Origin of the sequence: Winogradskyella sp., from assembly GCF_965228925.1 — a bacterium.
In the GTDB taxonomy this organism is placed as follows: Bacteria; Bacteroidota; Bacteroidia; order Flavobacteriales; family Flavobacteriaceae; genus Winogradskyella.
This window is the reverse complement of sequence record NZ_OZ245845.1, coordinates 3,383,888-3,399,568: the sequence shown is the minus strand read 5'-3', so window position 1 is coordinate 3,399,568 and position 15,681 is coordinate 3,383,888. Positions and strand designations below refer to the sequence as shown.

Genomic DNA, 15,681 nt, shown 5'->3' with positions numbered 1-15,681 from the left:
TGAAACCTACTAAGATGAAGAGAATTTTACTATACCTATTATTTCTAACTGTGGCTCGAGGCTTTAGTCAAGAGTTAAACTTACCGGTTTGGACGCAATACTTAGCCGACAATGATTTTGTCATTTCGCCGACCTACGCCGGTATTGGAGATAATCTAAAAATTAGGGCCAATGGATTGACGCAATGGGTGGGCATTAAAAACGCCCCCGACAATCAATCCATATATGCCGATTTTAGAATTTCTAACCGTTCGGGTATCGGATTTTCAGCCTATAATGATAAAAATGGTAACACGCGCCAAAAAGGACTTAAACTGTCCTTTGCGCATCATTTAATTCTAGACTGGAAATCCAAGCAGTACCTGTCGCTCGGTTTATCTTATAATATCAATAATTTCAGGATTGATATTGAAAACTTTAATACGACTTACGAAATTCCGATTCTCGATCCTGCCATCAATGGGGATAGAGCCGTTAACAACAATAACTTCGATGCCGGTATATTATATCGATGGAATAAATTCTACTTAAGTTTTAATGCCAATAATTTAGTATCCAAAGATATCGATGATTTTACGGGAGGTATAGAGCCACGTTTATTATTGAATTATCAATTGTATACCGGCTATGTATTTAACTCTGAGCACAATAAGAATGTGGAATTTGAGCCATCGGTATTCTTTCAGTTTTTTGATAGTGACAACCGTTCAGCGACGGACTTCAATTTTAAGTACAGAAAGTTTAATAGAAACGGCGATTATTATTGGATAGGCGCCTCTTACCGCTTTTTGAATGATCAGTTTTTAAACCCTTTAAATCTTGGCCCCATGGCAGGTATACTGCATAATAAACTCTATTTTGCCTATTCCTACCAGTTGACCTTTAACGATTTATCGGGCTTTAACACGGGAACCCACGTGGTTACCATTGGGTTAAACCTCTTACAAAGCGCGAGTAACTGTCCATGTACCAAAGGAACGAGTCAGAGTTATTATAGGCTATAGAAGTTCGAGTTTATACCCAACACCATGGACGTTGGTCAATTTGATTGATGTGTCGGATTTTAGTTTTTTTCTGAGCTTCGAGATATAGGTATCTAAACTCCGACCTACAAAAACCCCATTATCTTCCCATACCTTTTTGGTAAGTTCGTCACGCTTAATCACCTCATTGGGTCGTTCCACAAAAAGCGCCAAGAGTTCGCATTCCTTTTTGGATAGGGCAATTTCTTCTGCTTCCTTAATCAATTTATTCTGCTCTGGGTAGAATCTAAAACTTCCAATGGCTTCATAGTTATTAGGCGCTTGTGTGGATGGTTTTATATAGGTTTTCCGAATCCATAATAGCGCTATAGTCACCAGTAATAAAGCCACTAACAGACCAATGGTAAAAGCGTGCTCAGAATTGGGCTTCACCTTTTTAAAAAAATCGACTTCTATAAGATAACAGGCTTTTGGCAAATAGCGACCGTTACAAGGAATAATGGTACTTTCTAAAACGGCACTCATCTGATAGCTATAAGAGACTTCAAGATCTGCACACTGAATAACTTCCACGATATAATGTTCAGGAAGTTTTGATGCCCTTAGGCTTTTTTCCAAGTGTGCAACTAAAACTTCGGGCTCAAAAGTCAAAGGTGTATTGAATGCCAACTGAAATTTATTGAAATGTAATTTTTTAACGGGTAAAATTAATGAGGTAGAATCATTCTGACTCAGTAAGAGCTTATTACCGGCATCACGCAATGCAATTTTCACCTGCTTGGAAAAATCATCTTGTACAGGATTACAGGATACCAAGGCTACAAACATTGTAGCCACTAAAAATCTAATGCCAATACGATACTTCATCTGGTTTACAAATAACTGCTATTTCTATTAAATTTTGCAAGGCTTTGACACTTCTTTTACACTTTTTTGACATTCTATCGACGAGATGCTTCTAGTTTTAACCCATCATTAAATCAAATATTATATCATGAAAAAATTAACGTTTATTATTGCATTCTTCATTATTTTAATGACTTCAACTACTAAGGTTAGCGCTCAAGAAAAGTTACCCATCAATACAACTAAGAGTGAGCTTAAATGGTTTGGTGAATATTCCTTCTACTTTGGCGGTCATCATGGCACCATTGGCATTTCTGAAGGTTATTTTATAAAAACCAAGGATCGTATTACTGGTGGCGAATTTATTATTGATATGAATTCAATTATATGTTTAGATATTGAAGATGAAGAAGGCAATACAAGCTTAGTGGATCATCTTAAAAATGAAGACTTTTTTGAAGTGGAAAATTTCCCAACCGCCAAATTGGTCATTACCAATGTTGACTACCATGACAGCACAAATATGAAAATTGATGCAGATCTTACCATTAAAGGAGTTACCTTGCCAATAAATTTTCAGGCCGCGGTCAATTATACCAAACAACAAATGACCACAAAATTCAAGATCGACAGGCAACGTTGGGGAGTGGACTATAACAGCAAACTAAGAGATGGCGCCATTTCTGATGGTATTGGTTTTGAGGTCACATTAAGTCTATAAAAAATGAAACACCAATTTGTACTCATAGCACTACTCTATTCGATAACTTGTTTTACTCAAGACCATAAGCATTTAGAGCTCCTAGAAGCTGATAGTACTTGGACAAAAGAGTTAATCAAGTTTCCATTGAGTTTTGCTCCAAGTATCGATTACGAGGGCTATGAGGACATACGGTTTGCCCAAAACTGGAAAGATCCTGAAAGCCCCGAGTTTTTTGCTTATGCTTTTGTTTGGAATATCAACCTGGAAAAGATTCCAACAGCTGACCAATTAGAAAGCTATATGACCAGCTATTATGATGGTTTAATGACGGTAGTTAATAAGAATAAGGATATGACCATACCAAATTCTGAAGTGGATTTTGAAACAAATGTAAATAGCACTGCATTACCAATCTTCAAAGGACAGATGAACGTCTATGATGCATTTTTTACCAAAGAAGTAATTTCCCTTTATGCCAAGGTCGAAACCTTTTACTGCAAGGATCAGGGCAAGTACATCTTGTTATTTAGAATCGCAACCAAAACGTTTGATGATGCTGTTTGGGAAAAATTAAATACTGTACAATTGGTAAAAGGTTATTGTACCAAGGGCCATAAGGATTAATCCGCAACGGGTACAATGACCCCTTTATAACGAATTATTGAGCGGTTAGAACTGTTAATCGTCACATCAGCCGTGTGATTTGAATACAATTTAATAATGACATCATAGGATTCTAATACATCCTTGGTTTCTAATTTTACCTGCATGCCCATGCGCTTTGTACTTTCTGCAGCATAGTCCTTAATAGGGCTGTTAAATATGATACCAGCATTGTCGCTCTTTCCGTATGAATTCACGCGTCTGATTTCACCAATATAAGGCAATTTGGCCATGGCCGAATCATTCTGAATCTTAAGGAAATACCCTGGTTTTAGGCCTACATACGACCCTTCATTTCCAAAGTTACCAAGTAAAGCATTGGCCGTATTGGCCACATCTTGCGTTTCTTGCGGATACAGCACTTCGGCGTTAAATTGATAGGTACCCGATGCTACCAAAGACTTTAATTGCTCATAGGATTTTTGTTTCTCAGCGAGCTCAGCTTCAGATTTAGATCCTGCACAACTCAATACGACAAAACATAAAACACTTATTAATATTCTCGTCTTCATAATTCTAAAGATACAATTTTGTGAGGACTAGAGCTACCAAAAATGTGTTAATTCTTCGGTTTTAAACGACCATAACGTCCTCTATTATAGGTCATCTACCTGTTAAACCTGTAGTTGTTTTCTGATGTAATAAAGCGTTTTATCCAACTTTTTTTTAATTATCTAAAGTCCTAGAAATCTGACTGATAACTTCAACGAATTTAATATGTGCTTGTCGATTAATTGCCTATACACATCTTAAGTTGTTATACATTGAATATTGCTATTAATTTATTTACTCGCTATTAACCAATACATTATGAAACCCCTTATTTCCAAAAAAACAATTGGGAGTATATTAAGTATTTGTATACCCAATTCGTTTAACATTAGGAGTATTCTTGTTACGACATCATCAGTTTTGCTCCTAAGTTATGTACCTGATTTTTCAGATTTAGATCTGCCAGAATCAAAAGTTAACATGGTTCAGTTCTCAGCATTCGATACCCAAACGATAAACGGTCAAAGTTCTTCTATGACCGCTAGTCCACATCATGGCCATTTAAAGCTTATGGCCAGTAATAGTGATGAGGCTTTTAGTACCGATGTTTATTTTAATGAGAATGCAACCCTAGGCTTAGATCCTGGTTATGATGCACTTGTATTTAATGGTATTGCTCCAGATTTCTCATTGTATTCATTTTTAGTCGAAGATATTACTGGTGGTCTGCCTTTTGCAATACAATCGCTCTCTGAAACAGCCATTGATAATGTGGTTATTTCATTGGGTATGAATGCAAGTCAAGGGCAAGAGCTTACCTTTAGTATTGTCGAGACCGATTTACCAGAATCAATCGATGTCTACTTAGAAGATAAAGAAAACAACAGCTTTACATTGTTGAACAATAACAATTATCAAATCATAGCAGATAATGATATGTCAGGCGCTGGTCGGTTTTATTTATGGTTTGGAGGCAATGCCCTAAGTGTTTCTAATTCTCCAATGGACCAGCTAGACATAACTACCAATCCTATGGACCATACGATTATCATTAGTGGACAACTCCCCCACGCTACTCGCTTAAAATTATATAATATGAGTGGTAAAATGCTAATAAATCAGGCACTCGACATGACGTCCTTGAGGCAAGCTATCGATATTTCCAATTTAGTTTCTGGGGTCTGTATTTTAGAATTGAATAGTACAGGACATGGAAAACGCGTTGAAAAACTCATATTGCGATAGTAGGATGACCACATAAAACATAAAAGCCATGATTCTATAACCATGGCTTTTATTTTTGATTGAGTTAGTTAGCGCAAAACCTAGAGTACTTCTAAAAAGTAGTCCATCATTTCTTCTTTAAGGTCGTAATGCAACTTGATATAAGTTCTCATATCTTCTTTTAAAGTGCGTTGCTCGTTTTGAAGACGGCCATCTATATTTTCATTAAAATCGACATTATTAATATTGGCAATCTTATTTCTGCAGCGATGCAATAATTTAGAAATAGCATCTTTTTCGATCATGATACGATTTTGAAAAACTTCCAGTTTTATCAAATTCATAGGGTCTCGTTCGCGTTGAACAATTTCCTCTAACTTTTCTTCAAAGGTGTCCATTTCGTTAAAATGAAATCTTAATTCACGTTTCCATGTGTCTATATTGAACCTTAAATCGCTTAAATACATTAATTTAGTTTGCATATCTCGATGGTTTTATGTGGTTATTAATTCTTGTTTCTTTACTAATTCTTTTTGAATGTGACTCGGTACTGCATTGTAGCCCTTAAAACTTGTGGTATAAGTCGCACGTCCTTGTGTGAGCGAACGAAGCTGTGTTGAAAAATCAGAAAGTTCCGCTGACGGAATGGTACATTTTAGTATCTGATAGTGCGCTTCGGTCTCGATGCCTTGAATTACTGCTCTTCTACTTTGCAATTCAGTCATTACACTTCCTACCATGAGCTCTGGCGCACGAAGTTCCATTTGCTCTATAGGCTCGAGTAATTTTGGATTGGCGTTAAGAAATGCTTCTTTAAAGGCGTAGGATCCTGCAATCTTAAACGATATGTCGTTAGAGTCTACCGAGTGCATCTTACCATCATAGACCATGACTCTAACATCTCGTATGTAGGACTTTGTTAATGGTCCTGATTCCATGACTTCGAGAACACCTTTCATAACTGAAGGTAAATAACGTTGATCGATAACACCTCCAACTATACAATTATAGAAGACCAACTTACCATCCCAAGGTAAATCAACCACTTCTTTTCCTCTTAAGGAAAACCCTTCAGGTTCTGGCATACCTTCATAATAAGGCTCTATCTTTAAATGCACTTGACCGAACTGACCTGCTCCTCCACTCTGTTTTTTATGTCTGTAATTGGCCGTCGCACTGCGTTGAATCGTCTCTCGATAAGAGATTAAAGGCGATTCAAATCTCGCTTTTACATCATAAATGTTTTCCAAAAGCCATGTCAGGGTAGAAAGATGCAATTCACCTTGGGTACCTACCAGAGTTTGATGTGTTTCACTATTGTAGCTCAAATCCACTGTTAAATCTTGACTGTGAATGCGCTTTAGGGCCTCACTTAGCTTTTCTTCTTCGCTAGGGCTATCCGCAAAAACAGCCTTCACTAATCGCGGTTGCGGGAATCTTATGGGCCTGATGGTTCCTCCTTCAGCTGAAGTGGCCAAAGTATCATTAGTCTCAGTATATTTTAATTTGGTTGTGGCTCCGATGTCACCAGTTGTTAATTTTTGGACCGAATGTTTTTCCTTTCCATCCATAATGTATAGCTGGTTTAAAGTTTCACATTCTCCTGTACGTGTGTTGTACAATTTGTCGTTTACATGAACTTCACCGGATTTTACTTTGAAAAATGTCACTTGACCCAAACTCGGCTGATATATGGTTTTAAATACGAATAAGGATGTATCTGCCTCTGGTTCTGGTCTTATGAGGTCACCTTCTAAAGTTTGTTCGGGTTTTAGGTCAGCTGCCGCAGGTGCTACATTATCGATAAAGCCCATTAAACGACCCGAACCCATATCCTTTAATGCTGACACACAAAATACAGGAAAGAAATCGTGGTTAAGCATTCCTAACTTAATTCCCTTTCGAAGTTCTACCTCATTTAAGGTCCCTTTATCAAAATAAAGTTCCATAAGTTCTTCATCGTTCTCAGCAGCCTTTTCAACAAGTTCGTTATGAAGTTGATTGGCATAGTCTAACTGATCTTCAGGAATCGGTAATTTTTCAGGCTTACCACCTTCTGGTCCAAACTTATAGCACTTCATTTTCAAAACATCAATAATGCACTGTGCCCCGCCTAGTTTTATAGGATACTGAACCAATACGGCGTTGTTTCCTACCAATTCTTTTAGACTGTTAACGCTCATTTCATAATTGGCTTTTTCGCTATCAATCTTATTAATAACAAAAAGTGTGGGTTTATGGTACTTATCTACATAATTCCAAATGATTTCAGTACCAATATCAGCACCGTGCTTAGCGTTAATGACTGTAACAATGGTATCTGCTACTCTAATGGAGGACATTATTTCACCAATAAAATCATCTAAACCTGGGGTATCAATAATATTGATTTTATAGTTACGCCATTCGGTATGTAAAGGGGTCGCAAAAACAGAAGCACCTCTACGGTGCTCAAATTCATGGTAATCGGAAACGGTATTTTGTTGCTCTACACTACCTCTTCTATTTATTAAACCAGCTTCGAACAGCATGGTCTCAGATAATGTGGTTTTGCCTGAGCGATGCGCACCAACAAACGCCACATTTTTGATGTGTTTATTATCGAATACTTTCATAAACATTTTGATTTTGGAAATTAGAACTCCGTGAAAATTGTATCCTTAAAGATAATCATATTTTAAGGGATAAAACATGACCTAAGTTAGGTTTTCAATATTTTTGAGATTCATTACCTTAAAAATTTGGGAGACTTGGAAAATGAAATAAATCATAAAGCGATGTTTGAAGGCTTTCAAAACACCCCATTATTATGGAAAAGTGATACGATTATTGGATTGAAACAATGGCGTATCGATAACACCTCTAAAGTATTCATTCCTACATCTCAGCATAAAGCTTTGCGCTTAGGTAAATGGATAGAGGTCTATACAAGTTTTCAAATTCGGGAGCAATCCCATGCAGACATTCTTGAAGAGAACCTTCAAATTAAACAAGAAAAACAAACGATTGGTGAGCTCGATCTTTTATTACTAAAAAATAAACAACCCATTCATCTAGAAATTGCCTATAAATTCTATTTGTATGATACGACCAAGACCTATACCAATGATTTGGAACGTTGGATCGGGCCCAACCGAAAAGACAGTTTTATTTATAAGATTCATAAACTAAAAGAGAAACAACTTCCGCTGCTCTATCATTATGAAAGCGCAAAGATGTTAGAAAATAAAGGTTTAAAACCAGAAGATTTTGATCAGTTCGTATGCTTCAAAGCACAACTATTCTTACCCTATCAACAAAGGTCTATTGACATCGCACCTTTGAATAAAGAATGCATCAAAGGTTGGTGTTTGAGTTTTAACGCTCTACATCAATTAAGTACTTTTAAGTTTCATCTGGTCAATAAATTAGATTGGTTGTGTCGACCTAAGTTAGACGTGGATTGGTTGGACTATGAGCAGGCACAATCCGCAATCGCATCGTACATGGATCGCAAGCAATCGCCGCTTTGTTGGATTAAGGATCAACATAAGGATTTACAAAAATGCTTTATAACATGGTGGTAGATCAACATCGGTATTATAAAATATACAAACCCTACGGCTATTTAAGCCAGTTTGTAAATAACCAGAACAGAAGAAAAAACAAAAAGCTGTTGAATGGATTGTACGATTTTCCTAGCGGTATTATGGCCGTTGGACGTTTGGATGAAAAATCGGAAGGTTTACTTCTATTGACCACCGATGGTAAATTCAGTAACTATATCACTAGTTCTAAAGTTGAAAAAGAATATCACGTTATGGTTGATGGTGTCATTAGTGAAGCGGCGATTACGGCATTAGGTCGTGGTGTCTCTATCTCGGTTAATGGGCAAGCCTATACAACTAAGTCGTGTAAAGTGCGATTACTAAAGGATACATCACATATTTTTAATCGTCCAGTCAGAGATGAAAGACATGGGCCAACATCTTGGCTTAGTATAACGCTAAACGAAGGTAAATTTAGACAGGTAAGAAAGATGACGGCAAGTGTTGGATTTCCCACATTGCGTTTGGTAAGGGTGCGTGTGGGGAACTATAAGTTAGAAGATATGAAACCTGGAGACGTACTAGAATTTAATTATTAGAAGCCTCGTCGTTTTCATCGACTTTATCGTCGGGGGATTTTTCTTTAATGACGACCTTTTCATTTTGGAAAACAATAATAGCTTTTACTCCCGTAAGTAAGTTCCATTCTTTTGAAGAAATCACCTTTCCCTTATCATCATAGACAATAAATTCTGCTGTATTTGGACCCGAATCTCCCTGATTCAGCGCCTCAATTTCAATCGTATTTTTTCCTTGGTCTAAGTCAATATCAACACGTCTGTAATCACTTCGCAATAGCAGATTTGGCTGCACGGTGATCCCATTAACATAAATCCTCACACGGTCGCCATCAGGATATTCATGGTCGCGACAAATAATATTAACAAACTTAGTATCGACGCGATGCTCACCGAGAAATTGATCGGACATGGTTTTTATCACTCCCCCTTTTTGCAAATCCTTGCTCCAGCGTTTTTCATAGATTTCAGATGAACTTCTTAAACCATCTTCTTCAATCATAGAAAATGGTTTTTCCGACTCCTTTATAATGTACTTCTTTTTTTCTTCAGACTTACCGCTGGCCTTGTCCTCTTTTTTATCAAACTTTGGCGCGACTTTTATTTTTAAAGGCATGGAGTCCTTTTTAGTCTTAGATGGCTCGGCAGGAATACGAATAGATTTTTTCTCTTTGTCAGTCACCTGAGAAAACATCAAGGAACCACTTAACATAAAGATAATGAGCAATATGGACTTTAAAGTTTTCAATGTATTATAAGATGCGCTTTGTTTTATTATTTACAGCACAAAAACCGTACCTACTTCAAAATAAACGCTAAAAAATGGAATTCCTTACAAAAAAACGTTAAAACTTACCGTTAAAACTAATACGTAATTTACGATTGTATTCGTCAAATAACCAATCTTTATAGTTTTGTGTGCTATTCATAATACAGTAACTGTACTGTTTAATGCGATAGGCTATCTCATCTTGGAGTAATTTTGCCAAAGCCCTAGCATCATAGACATCCTCACTGTTTTCAATGCAAATCTTAGAATGCTGTGCTATAGAACGTTCAATAACCGTAAAGGATTTTTTACCGGATCCAATGACATCTTTATATTCTGCTTTTACATCAAACTCTAAAGATTCAGAGTTTTTAAATTTTTCTCGAAGTGTGTCTGGCATCACATAAACGAAATCTCGTTCTAAATCTTCATCGTCTATAATATTCTCTAGATACAGGTCCGGATATTTAAATATATGCTGCCAATCCACGGGCTGTGACCAAGGTCCAAAACGCGCTACATTATTGCCTAAATCGATGACTTGAAAGGTGGTTCGGTTTTTATATATACGACTACCACGACCAATCATTTGAAAGTACAAGGTCAAAGAGCGGGTCGCTCTATTGAGAATAATGGATTCAACAGAAGGTTCATCAAAGCCCGTTGTTAAAATACTTACTGAAGTCAAAACGGCATCAGGGGTATGCTTAAACCATTTTAAGATGTCCTTACGTTCTTGTTTACTGGCCGTATTATCGAGATGCTGAACATTGTAACCTGCTTTCTTAAAGGTATAATACACCTCCTTAGATGTATATATACCGTTATTAAAGATAAGCGTCTTTTTGCCTTTAGCCAGTTCTTCATAAGCCGAAAGCAATTTTGTTTGCATGAGGCTGTTGGTATACAAAGCCTCTGAGGATTTCACAGTGTAATCGCCATTGATACCAATTTTTAATGAGGTAAGTCCTACATCATAGTGGTATAAATCGGCACTAGCCAAAAAGCCATTTTTAATCAGTGTGGAAATATCATCACCAACAATGAGCTGGTCATAATTATCCTTCATAGGTAGTTTTATATTGCTACTTAGAGGTGTAGCAGTAACCCCAAGAATAAAGCAATGCTCAAAAAACTTAAACAACTTTCTGAAGGAATTGTAATGTGCTTCGTCTATTATGACCAATCCAACATTTTTAAGCTCAAAATCTTTATCCGAAAGACGATTGTTTAAGGTCTCTACCATAGCGACAAAGCATTGATAATCGTCTTGATCCGGTAAGGTTTTAACCTTGCTATTAATGACTTTATTCTCTACCTTAAAACCTGAAAGTACATTAGACGTCTGCTTACACAGCTCAATTCTATGGGTAAGAATAACAACTTTTTTCTTATGCTTTTCTATGTATCGCCGAACAATCTCGGAAAAAATAACGGTCTTACCACCTCCTGTTGGCAACTGATACAAAAGGTTAAAATCATTCGATTCCTCTTGCATGACATCAAAAATGCGATACAGATCTTTAATTTGATAATCGTAAAGCCTTTTTTCTGTTGTTGCCTCTTTAATGGTGTCTGTTGACATATAAATATTCTCGGACGTTAATTTTGCAAAAATAGCATATTGTAAGGGTTTTTTGTATGAATTGTTAATAACCTTTAACAAGATTGGTACTGTTCTTGTGATTAAGAATTTATTAACATTTTAAATATTTACATTATGAGAAGATTTCAAAGACATTCTGCGACGGTCAACGCAGGATCCATGGCAGACATTGCCTTTTTACTACTTATTTTCTTTTTGGTAACTACTACAATTTCTGCAGACAAAGGCATCTTGAGGCAACTACCAGGCGAGTGCCTTAATATTGATGATTGTATTAAAGATGTCCCCGAGCGCAACCTCCTAAGGATTAGTTTAAACCACAAACAGGAAATTTTTATAGAGGATAAAGTCGTTAAACTCGAAGAGGTTGAAGATATCGTAAAAGCTTTTATAGATAATAATGGGACTTCAAAATGCAGTTATTGTCATGGTGAAGGACTAACCGAATCCTCAGATCATCCTAAAGATGCCATAATTTCATTAAGTCAGGATGCCTTGACTAAATATCATTTGTTTATTGCTGTACAAGACGAAATTACAAAAGCGTTTTATGACTTAAGGAAGCGATACATTAAAACTAAATTCAACAAAACACCCAATCAGATTACTGATGAAGAATTTAGAACTGTAAAAAAGGCTTATCCTTTTATAGTATCGGAGGTCATGGTAAAACGCGATTAGTCATTTGAAGTTTTTATTGGAACACAATATTCTATATGGACACTTTTTTTGCCCCATTGCTTAGCTTTTTTGACGTCCAGTCCCATGTAAATGTCTATACGTTTTCTCCAACGTCTGTTCATTTTATCTTTAACTATATATAAACTATCGAAGCCTTCTATCTTAACTTTGGTATTGTGTACTAACCCCGAATCCAATAAATCCCTAGATACGGCAATATACCTATGCCCAGGTTTTAGACTATCACCAAAAGCTGTAATACTTGGATTGGAATTTGTTTGATATGCTAACGAATTATAAGCCGTAGCGGTGACCTCAAATGATTTTGAAATACATGGTGCTTCTGCATTCCGTTTACAACTAACTAGTATAAGGACAATGATAAGAAACTGAAGGACTTTCGTTTTCATAGCTTAAATATACGTCTTAAAGTTAAAAAGTGTTAAATCATTACTATGTTATACAAAGTACTGTAACATTTTATTTTTTTGGTCGTCTATAAGGTGTAATCAATTAAAAAACGAAAAACATTATGAGAACTTTAAACAACAATCAATTAACCAATACAGGAGCAGATACAAAAAGCTACGCTTGGAACAGTAAAAGACGTTACAGATAATATAACGCAACATCAATCATTAATCATCAATCAAAAAAACAAAACATTATGAGAACTTTAAACAACAATCAATTAACGAGCACAGGAGCAGATACAAAAAGCTACGCTTGGAACAGCAAAAGACGTTATAGATAGTATAACGCAACATCAATCATCAATCAAAAAAACAAAACATTATGAGAACTTTAAACAACAATCAATTAACGAGTACAGGAGCAGATACAAAAAGCTACGCTTGGAACAGTAAAAGACGTTATAGATAGTATAACGCAGAATCAATCATCAATCAAATAATCAAACAATCATGAGAACTTTATCAAAAATTGTCAATACATCGCATAGCTTAGATGATGACTTAGAAACTATTAAATTATGAATTGGATTAATCACCCAATTAGGCTGAAATGAAGAGACCAATACAATAAAATGTGTTGGTCTTTTTTATGGATAAAAAAATCGGTTATATAGGATTATATAACCGATTTTATAAAATTAGGAATATCTTCTTTTATTTTTTTATGATTTTCTTGGTCATACTTTGATCAGATGTTCTCATCTTTATAAAATAGACTCCCGTTTGTTGTTGGGACATATCGATAGAATGTCTCGTATTTGAATTAAGTACACCTTTAAGAACCGACTGTCCCAAAGTGTTCACTATGTCGTAGGTGACCTCTTCATCGAGTTTTAATACGATATTTAAATTATTTTCTACGGGATTAGGATAAACATCAATTAAACTTTCCAGTCCAAATTCATCAATACTTAAAGGATCTAAGGCTCTAAATTGTACGGATTCAGAACTTCCAAAATCACCTCCGGATATTATAACATTACCATCTTCATCTTGGAGATCGTAGGAACCTAGACCAAAACCACAACAAATACCATCATCTTCACTATCAAAAATAGTGAAGGTGTAGCATTCATCAAATGTGGGAATTGTTATGGTTTCTTGATATGTCGTAAAATCGGAGTAAGGAAACGTAGGGCCGCTATCTACGACGCTACCATTACTGTCTGTAAGTTGCCAAGTCGTTTCATTGGCAAAATCATCTGTACTCAAATTAAAAATAACGGTATTCGTTGCGAAATCTGATGACACATTAAAACTATGAACAAAATTATCATTTGCAGTATTTTCATCGGCCACACCATTAGGGTTGGCTACCGAAATATTCAACACGTGATTCCCAACTGAAAGATTACCGTAGATAGGCGTTGCTACGACTGCCTCTTCACCAGTTAAAAGGGAACCTGTCCAGTTGACCACCGTATCAGCCCCTGAGTCAAAACTATAGGTTACCGTAGCAGATGTCAAAGTGAGACTACCGCGATTAATTACGGTGATTTGTGGTGTAAAATCAGCGTTACACAATTCTGCCTCGAGACTTGCGCCGCCATTTACAGACGCGTCATTGTCGAAGATTTGAATCGCTGGAAATATATCTACGGTTGTCGCGCCCGTGTTTCCAGGATCGAGCCAGTCTCTTAGTCTAGATGATGCCGAGCCACCAAAGTCCCATGCCACACCAAAGCGACCATAAACATCAACACCGCCATTATCGTTTGTTCCTGAACAGGCGGCAGAACCACCAGAGAGCATACCAATTAAATGACCGTTTTCGTTAAATAAGCCAGATCCAGATGAACCGCCTTCTGTAACTCCAAGTTCCCAATCTGTAACAAGCCACATCTCCGTTGTAGGATTACCATTAAAAGGAGTAGCCGTTCGAACAGCGCCTTGATCGTCTCTACATGTTTTTTGGATATCACCACTCGGATGGTGGACACCAAAAACAATCTGAGGTACTTGAGAAGTAGATCTATTCCAACCTGCCCATACAACATCAGGATTATTATTGAAAAAAGTTGGATCGGTAATTTCTACTAATTTCATATCTGACTCCGAACTTGCGGCTCTAAACGTTGATCCACTTACGGTTTGGTCAAACGAACCGTTAGGACTATTTGCAGTGGTACCGCAAGATGTTACGGGACTTCTCCAATTAAATCTAAAAGCCCAAGAAGCTTCACCCCCACCGCAATGATTAGCGGTTAAAAAGTATGGCGTACCATCATTATTGGTATTGTTAATCAAAGTCCCTGAACAAAATGAAAATCCACCTGAAAGTAACATTGCAGATGCACTTTTCACTTCTTCTTTTCTTGTGTTGATTTGAAATGGATCAGCACCGGGAGGTGTAATATCGCAATCTACATCCTGATTACAGTCACCAGAATCCCCAAGAGCCTTTTGATACATCTCTGCTGTACGATAGCCGTGAACAACTGAACCTAAAGTGATTCTAGCTTGTCCTACAACATTTGCTGGTTCGTAATATTCAATCCAAGCTTGATCACCATTAACTAGCCATGTACCCAAAACTTCCTCAGGATTATTATTGTGGTGCGTAAAAGGTCTTAGTAAATCATTCTTTTCATTGTTATACACATACAGTTTTGCGCCTTCTGGAATCCAAAATACATCAAACATAAAGTTTAAAGAATAGGCACCCTCGGACTTGTATGTCATTCGCCAAATACGATCCCCATTGGGCAAAGTGGTCCACTGGCCGACTTCATTAAAATTATCATCCACATAAATTTCATAGCCAAAACGCCATGGTTTGGATTTATCATTGTCATTGACCTTGTCCTCGTCCTGTAGTGCTTTTAGGTTAAAAGCCGGAAGCTTAGTCGGTTTCATAGCATCCAAATTGGTGATACCCCAACTTGGCGGTTTTACATGCTCTGGAATGACTTGTGCAAAAGACAGTAGTGAAGTCATTAAAAGCGAGAGAAGTAGTTTAATTTTCATACTTAGAGTTTTGTTAATTGTCACTAAAATTAAGATTATATGACGAGGTCTTCATAAAAAGTGTTGAGATTTAACATTAAATCGATAAAGCGCATTTTTATACGACAAAATAGTTTTATTTGTAAGCCCATTAGATCATGTATTTAATGGACCAACTTTTCCATAAAAA

At 36.6% G+C, this 15,681-nt stretch carries 15 protein-coding genes; 7 read left to right on the top strand and 8 right to left on the bottom strand.

What is annotated here, in order from left to right; all coding sequences use genetic code 11:
- The first annotated feature begins 14 nt into the window (after positions 1–14).
- Positions 15–1,004, top strand: coding sequence for a type IX secretion system membrane protein PorP/SprF (locus tag ACO052_RS14075; RefSeq protein WP_422104418.1), 990 nt, complete (start codon positions 15–17; stop codon positions 1,002–1,004).
- Here the strand turns inward: ACO052_RS14075 and ACO052_RS14070 are convergent.
- On the bottom strand, positions 999–1,850 hold the full coding sequence (locus ACO052_RS14070) for a winged helix-turn-helix domain-containing protein (protein WP_422104417.1): 852 nt from the start codon (positions 1,848–1,850) through the stop codon (positions 999–1,001). The two genes, ACO052_RS14075 and ACO052_RS14070, sit on opposite strands and share 6 nt — an antisense overlap.
- Before the next feature lie 127 nt (positions 1,851–1,977).
- Here ACO052_RS14070 and ACO052_RS14065 point away from each other — a divergent pair, with 127 nt between their 5' ends.
- Together ACO052_RS14065 and ACO052_RS14060 are read left to right on the top strand one after the other, a co-directional pair.
- Positions 1,978–2,550, top strand: coding sequence for a YceI family protein (locus ACO052_RS14065; RefSeq protein ID WP_422104416.1), 573 nt, complete (start codon positions 1,978–1,980; stop codon positions 2,548–2,550).
- A gap of 3 nt (positions 2,551–2,553) precedes the next feature.
- Complete coding sequence (locus tag ACO052_RS14060; protein ID WP_422104415.1) at positions 2,554–3,156, top strand: hypothetical protein; 603 nt, start codon at positions 2,554–2,556, stop codon at positions 3,154–3,156.
- On the opposite strand, the gene ACO052_RS14055 is transcribed toward ACO052_RS14060, so the two are convergent.
- The gene (locus ACO052_RS14055; RefSeq protein WP_422104414.1) at positions 3,153–3,707 is read right to left on the bottom strand and encodes a DUF4251 domain-containing protein; all 555 of its coding nucleotides are present in this window, start codon (positions 3,705–3,707) and stop codon (positions 3,153–3,155) included. The two genes, ACO052_RS14060 and ACO052_RS14055, sit on opposite strands and share 4 nt — an antisense overlap.
- A gap of 298 nt (positions 3,708–4,005) precedes the next feature.
- Here ACO052_RS14055 and ACO052_RS14050 point away from each other — a divergent pair, with 298 nt between their 5' ends.
- Positions 4,006–4,932, top strand: a complete 927-nt coding sequence (locus ACO052_RS14050) for a T9SS type A sorting domain-containing protein (RefSeq protein ID WP_422104413.1) — start codon at positions 4,006–4,008, stop codon at positions 4,930–4,932.
- 80 nt (positions 4,933–5,012) lie between these two features.
- On the opposite strand, the gene ACO052_RS14045 is transcribed toward ACO052_RS14050, so the two are convergent.
- Together ACO052_RS14045 and ACO052_RS14040 are read right to left on the bottom strand one after the other, a co-directional pair.
- On the bottom strand, positions 5,013–5,393 hold the full coding sequence (locus tag ACO052_RS14045; RefSeq protein WP_299525371.1) for a hypothetical protein: 381 nt from the start codon (positions 5,391–5,393) through the stop codon (positions 5,013–5,015).
- Positions 5,394–5,405: 12 nt separating this feature from the next.
- Positions 5,406–7,526, bottom strand: coding sequence for an elongation factor G (locus tag ACO052_RS14040; protein WP_422104412.1), 2,121 nt, complete (start codon positions 7,524–7,526; stop codon positions 5,406–5,408).
- A gap of 135 nt (positions 7,527–7,661) precedes the next feature.
- Here ACO052_RS14040 and ACO052_RS14035 point away from each other — a divergent pair, with 135 nt between their 5' ends.
- Together ACO052_RS14035 and ACO052_RS14030 are read left to right on the top strand one after the other, a co-directional pair.
- On the top strand, positions 7,662–8,477 hold the full coding sequence (locus ACO052_RS14035) for a DUF1853 family protein (protein WP_422104411.1): 816 nt from the start codon (positions 7,662–7,664) through the stop codon (positions 8,475–8,477).
- Positions 8,468–9,037: a pseudouridine synthase gene (locus ACO052_RS14030; RefSeq protein ID WP_422104410.1), complete on the top strand. Its 570-nt coding sequence runs from the start codon at positions 8,468–8,470 to the stop codon at positions 9,035–9,037. The genes ACO052_RS14035 and ACO052_RS14030 overlap by 10 nt, the downstream gene beginning before the upstream one ends.
- Here ACO052_RS14030 and ACO052_RS14025 read toward each other — a convergent pair.
- The gene (locus ACO052_RS14025; RefSeq protein WP_422104409.1) at positions 9,027–9,764 is read right to left on the bottom strand and encodes a hypothetical protein; all 738 of its coding nucleotides are present in this window, start codon (positions 9,762–9,764) and stop codon (positions 9,027–9,029) included. The genes ACO052_RS14030 and ACO052_RS14025 overlap by 11 nt on opposite strands.
- Positions 9,765–9,861: 97 nt before the next feature.
- A complete protein-coding gene (locus tag ACO052_RS14020; protein ID WP_422104408.1) occupies positions 9,862–11,370 on the bottom strand; it encodes a DEAD/DEAH box helicase in 1,509 nt (502 codons plus the stop codon).
- Positions 11,371–11,505: 135 nt separating this feature from the next.
- On the opposite strand from ACO052_RS14020, the gene ACO052_RS14015 reads away from it, so the two are divergent.
- Positions 11,506–12,072: an ExbD/TolR family protein gene (locus ACO052_RS14015; protein ID WP_422104407.1), complete on the top strand. Its 567-nt coding sequence runs from the start codon at positions 11,506–11,508 to the stop codon at positions 12,070–12,072.
- On the opposite strand, the gene ACO052_RS14010 is transcribed toward ACO052_RS14015, so the two are convergent.
- Together ACO052_RS14010 and ACO052_RS14005 are read right to left on the bottom strand one after the other, a co-directional pair.
- Positions 12,069–12,482 (bottom strand): 3D domain-containing protein, encoded by a 414-nt coding sequence (locus tag ACO052_RS14010; protein ID WP_422104406.1) that lies wholly within the window; start codon positions 12,480–12,482, stop codon positions 12,069–12,071. The genes ACO052_RS14015 and ACO052_RS14010 overlap by 4 nt on opposite strands.
- A 717-nt stretch (positions 12,483–13,199) precedes the next feature.
- Positions 13,200–15,512, bottom strand: a complete 2,313-nt coding sequence (locus ACO052_RS14005) for a T9SS type A sorting domain-containing protein (protein WP_422104405.1) — start codon at positions 15,510–15,512, stop codon at positions 13,200–13,202.
- Between the last annotated feature and the right edge of the window lie 169 nt (positions 15,513–15,681).

Excerpts from the sequence above, each read along its gene's own strand:
- ACO052_RS14075 (WP_422104418.1), top strand. The coding sequence starts at position 15 with ATGAAGAGAATTTTACTATACCTATTATTTCTAACTGTGGCTCGAGGC.
- ACO052_RS14070 (WP_422104417.1), bottom strand. The coding sequence starts at position 1,850 with ATGAAGTATCGTATTGGCATTAGATTTTTAGTGGCTACAATGTTTGTA.
- ACO052_RS14065 (WP_422104416.1), top strand. The coding sequence starts at position 1,978 with ATGAAAAAATTAACGTTTATTATTGCATTCTTCATTATTTTAATGACT.
- ACO052_RS14060 (WP_422104415.1), top strand. The coding sequence starts at position 2,554 with ATGAAACACCAATTTGTACTCATAGCACTACTCTATTCGATAACTTGT.
- ACO052_RS14055 (WP_422104414.1), bottom strand. The coding sequence starts at position 3,707 with ATGAAGACGAGAATATTAATAAGTGTTTTATGTTTTGTCGTATTGAGT.
- ACO052_RS14050 (WP_422104413.1), top strand. The coding sequence starts at position 4,006 with ATGAAACCCCTTATTTCCAAAAAAACAATTGGGAGTATATTAAGTATT.
- ACO052_RS14045 (WP_299525371.1), bottom strand. The coding sequence starts at position 5,393 with ATGCAAACTAAATTAATGTATTTAAGCGATTTAAGGTTCAATATAGAC.
- ACO052_RS14040 (WP_422104412.1), bottom strand. The coding sequence starts at position 7,526 with ATGAAAGTATTCGATAATAAACACATCAAAAATGTGGCGTTTGTTGGT.
- ACO052_RS14030 (WP_422104410.1), top strand. The coding sequence starts at position 8,468 with ATGGTGGTAGATCAACATCGGTATTATAAAATATACAAACCCTACGGC.
- ACO052_RS14020 (WP_422104408.1), bottom strand. The coding sequence starts at position 11,370 with ATGTCAACAGACACCATTAAAGAGGCAACAACAGAAAAAAGGCTTTAC.
- ACO052_RS14015 (WP_422104407.1), top strand. The coding sequence starts at position 11,506 with ATGAGAAGATTTCAAAGACATTCTGCGACGGTCAACGCAGGATCCATG.
- ACO052_RS14010 (WP_422104406.1), bottom strand. The coding sequence starts at position 12,482 with ATGAAAACGAAAGTCCTTCAGTTTCTTATCATTGTCCTTATACTAGTT.
- ACO052_RS14005 (WP_422104405.1), bottom strand. The coding sequence starts at position 15,512 with ATGAAAATTAAACTACTTCTCTCGCTTTTAATGACTTCACTACTGTCT.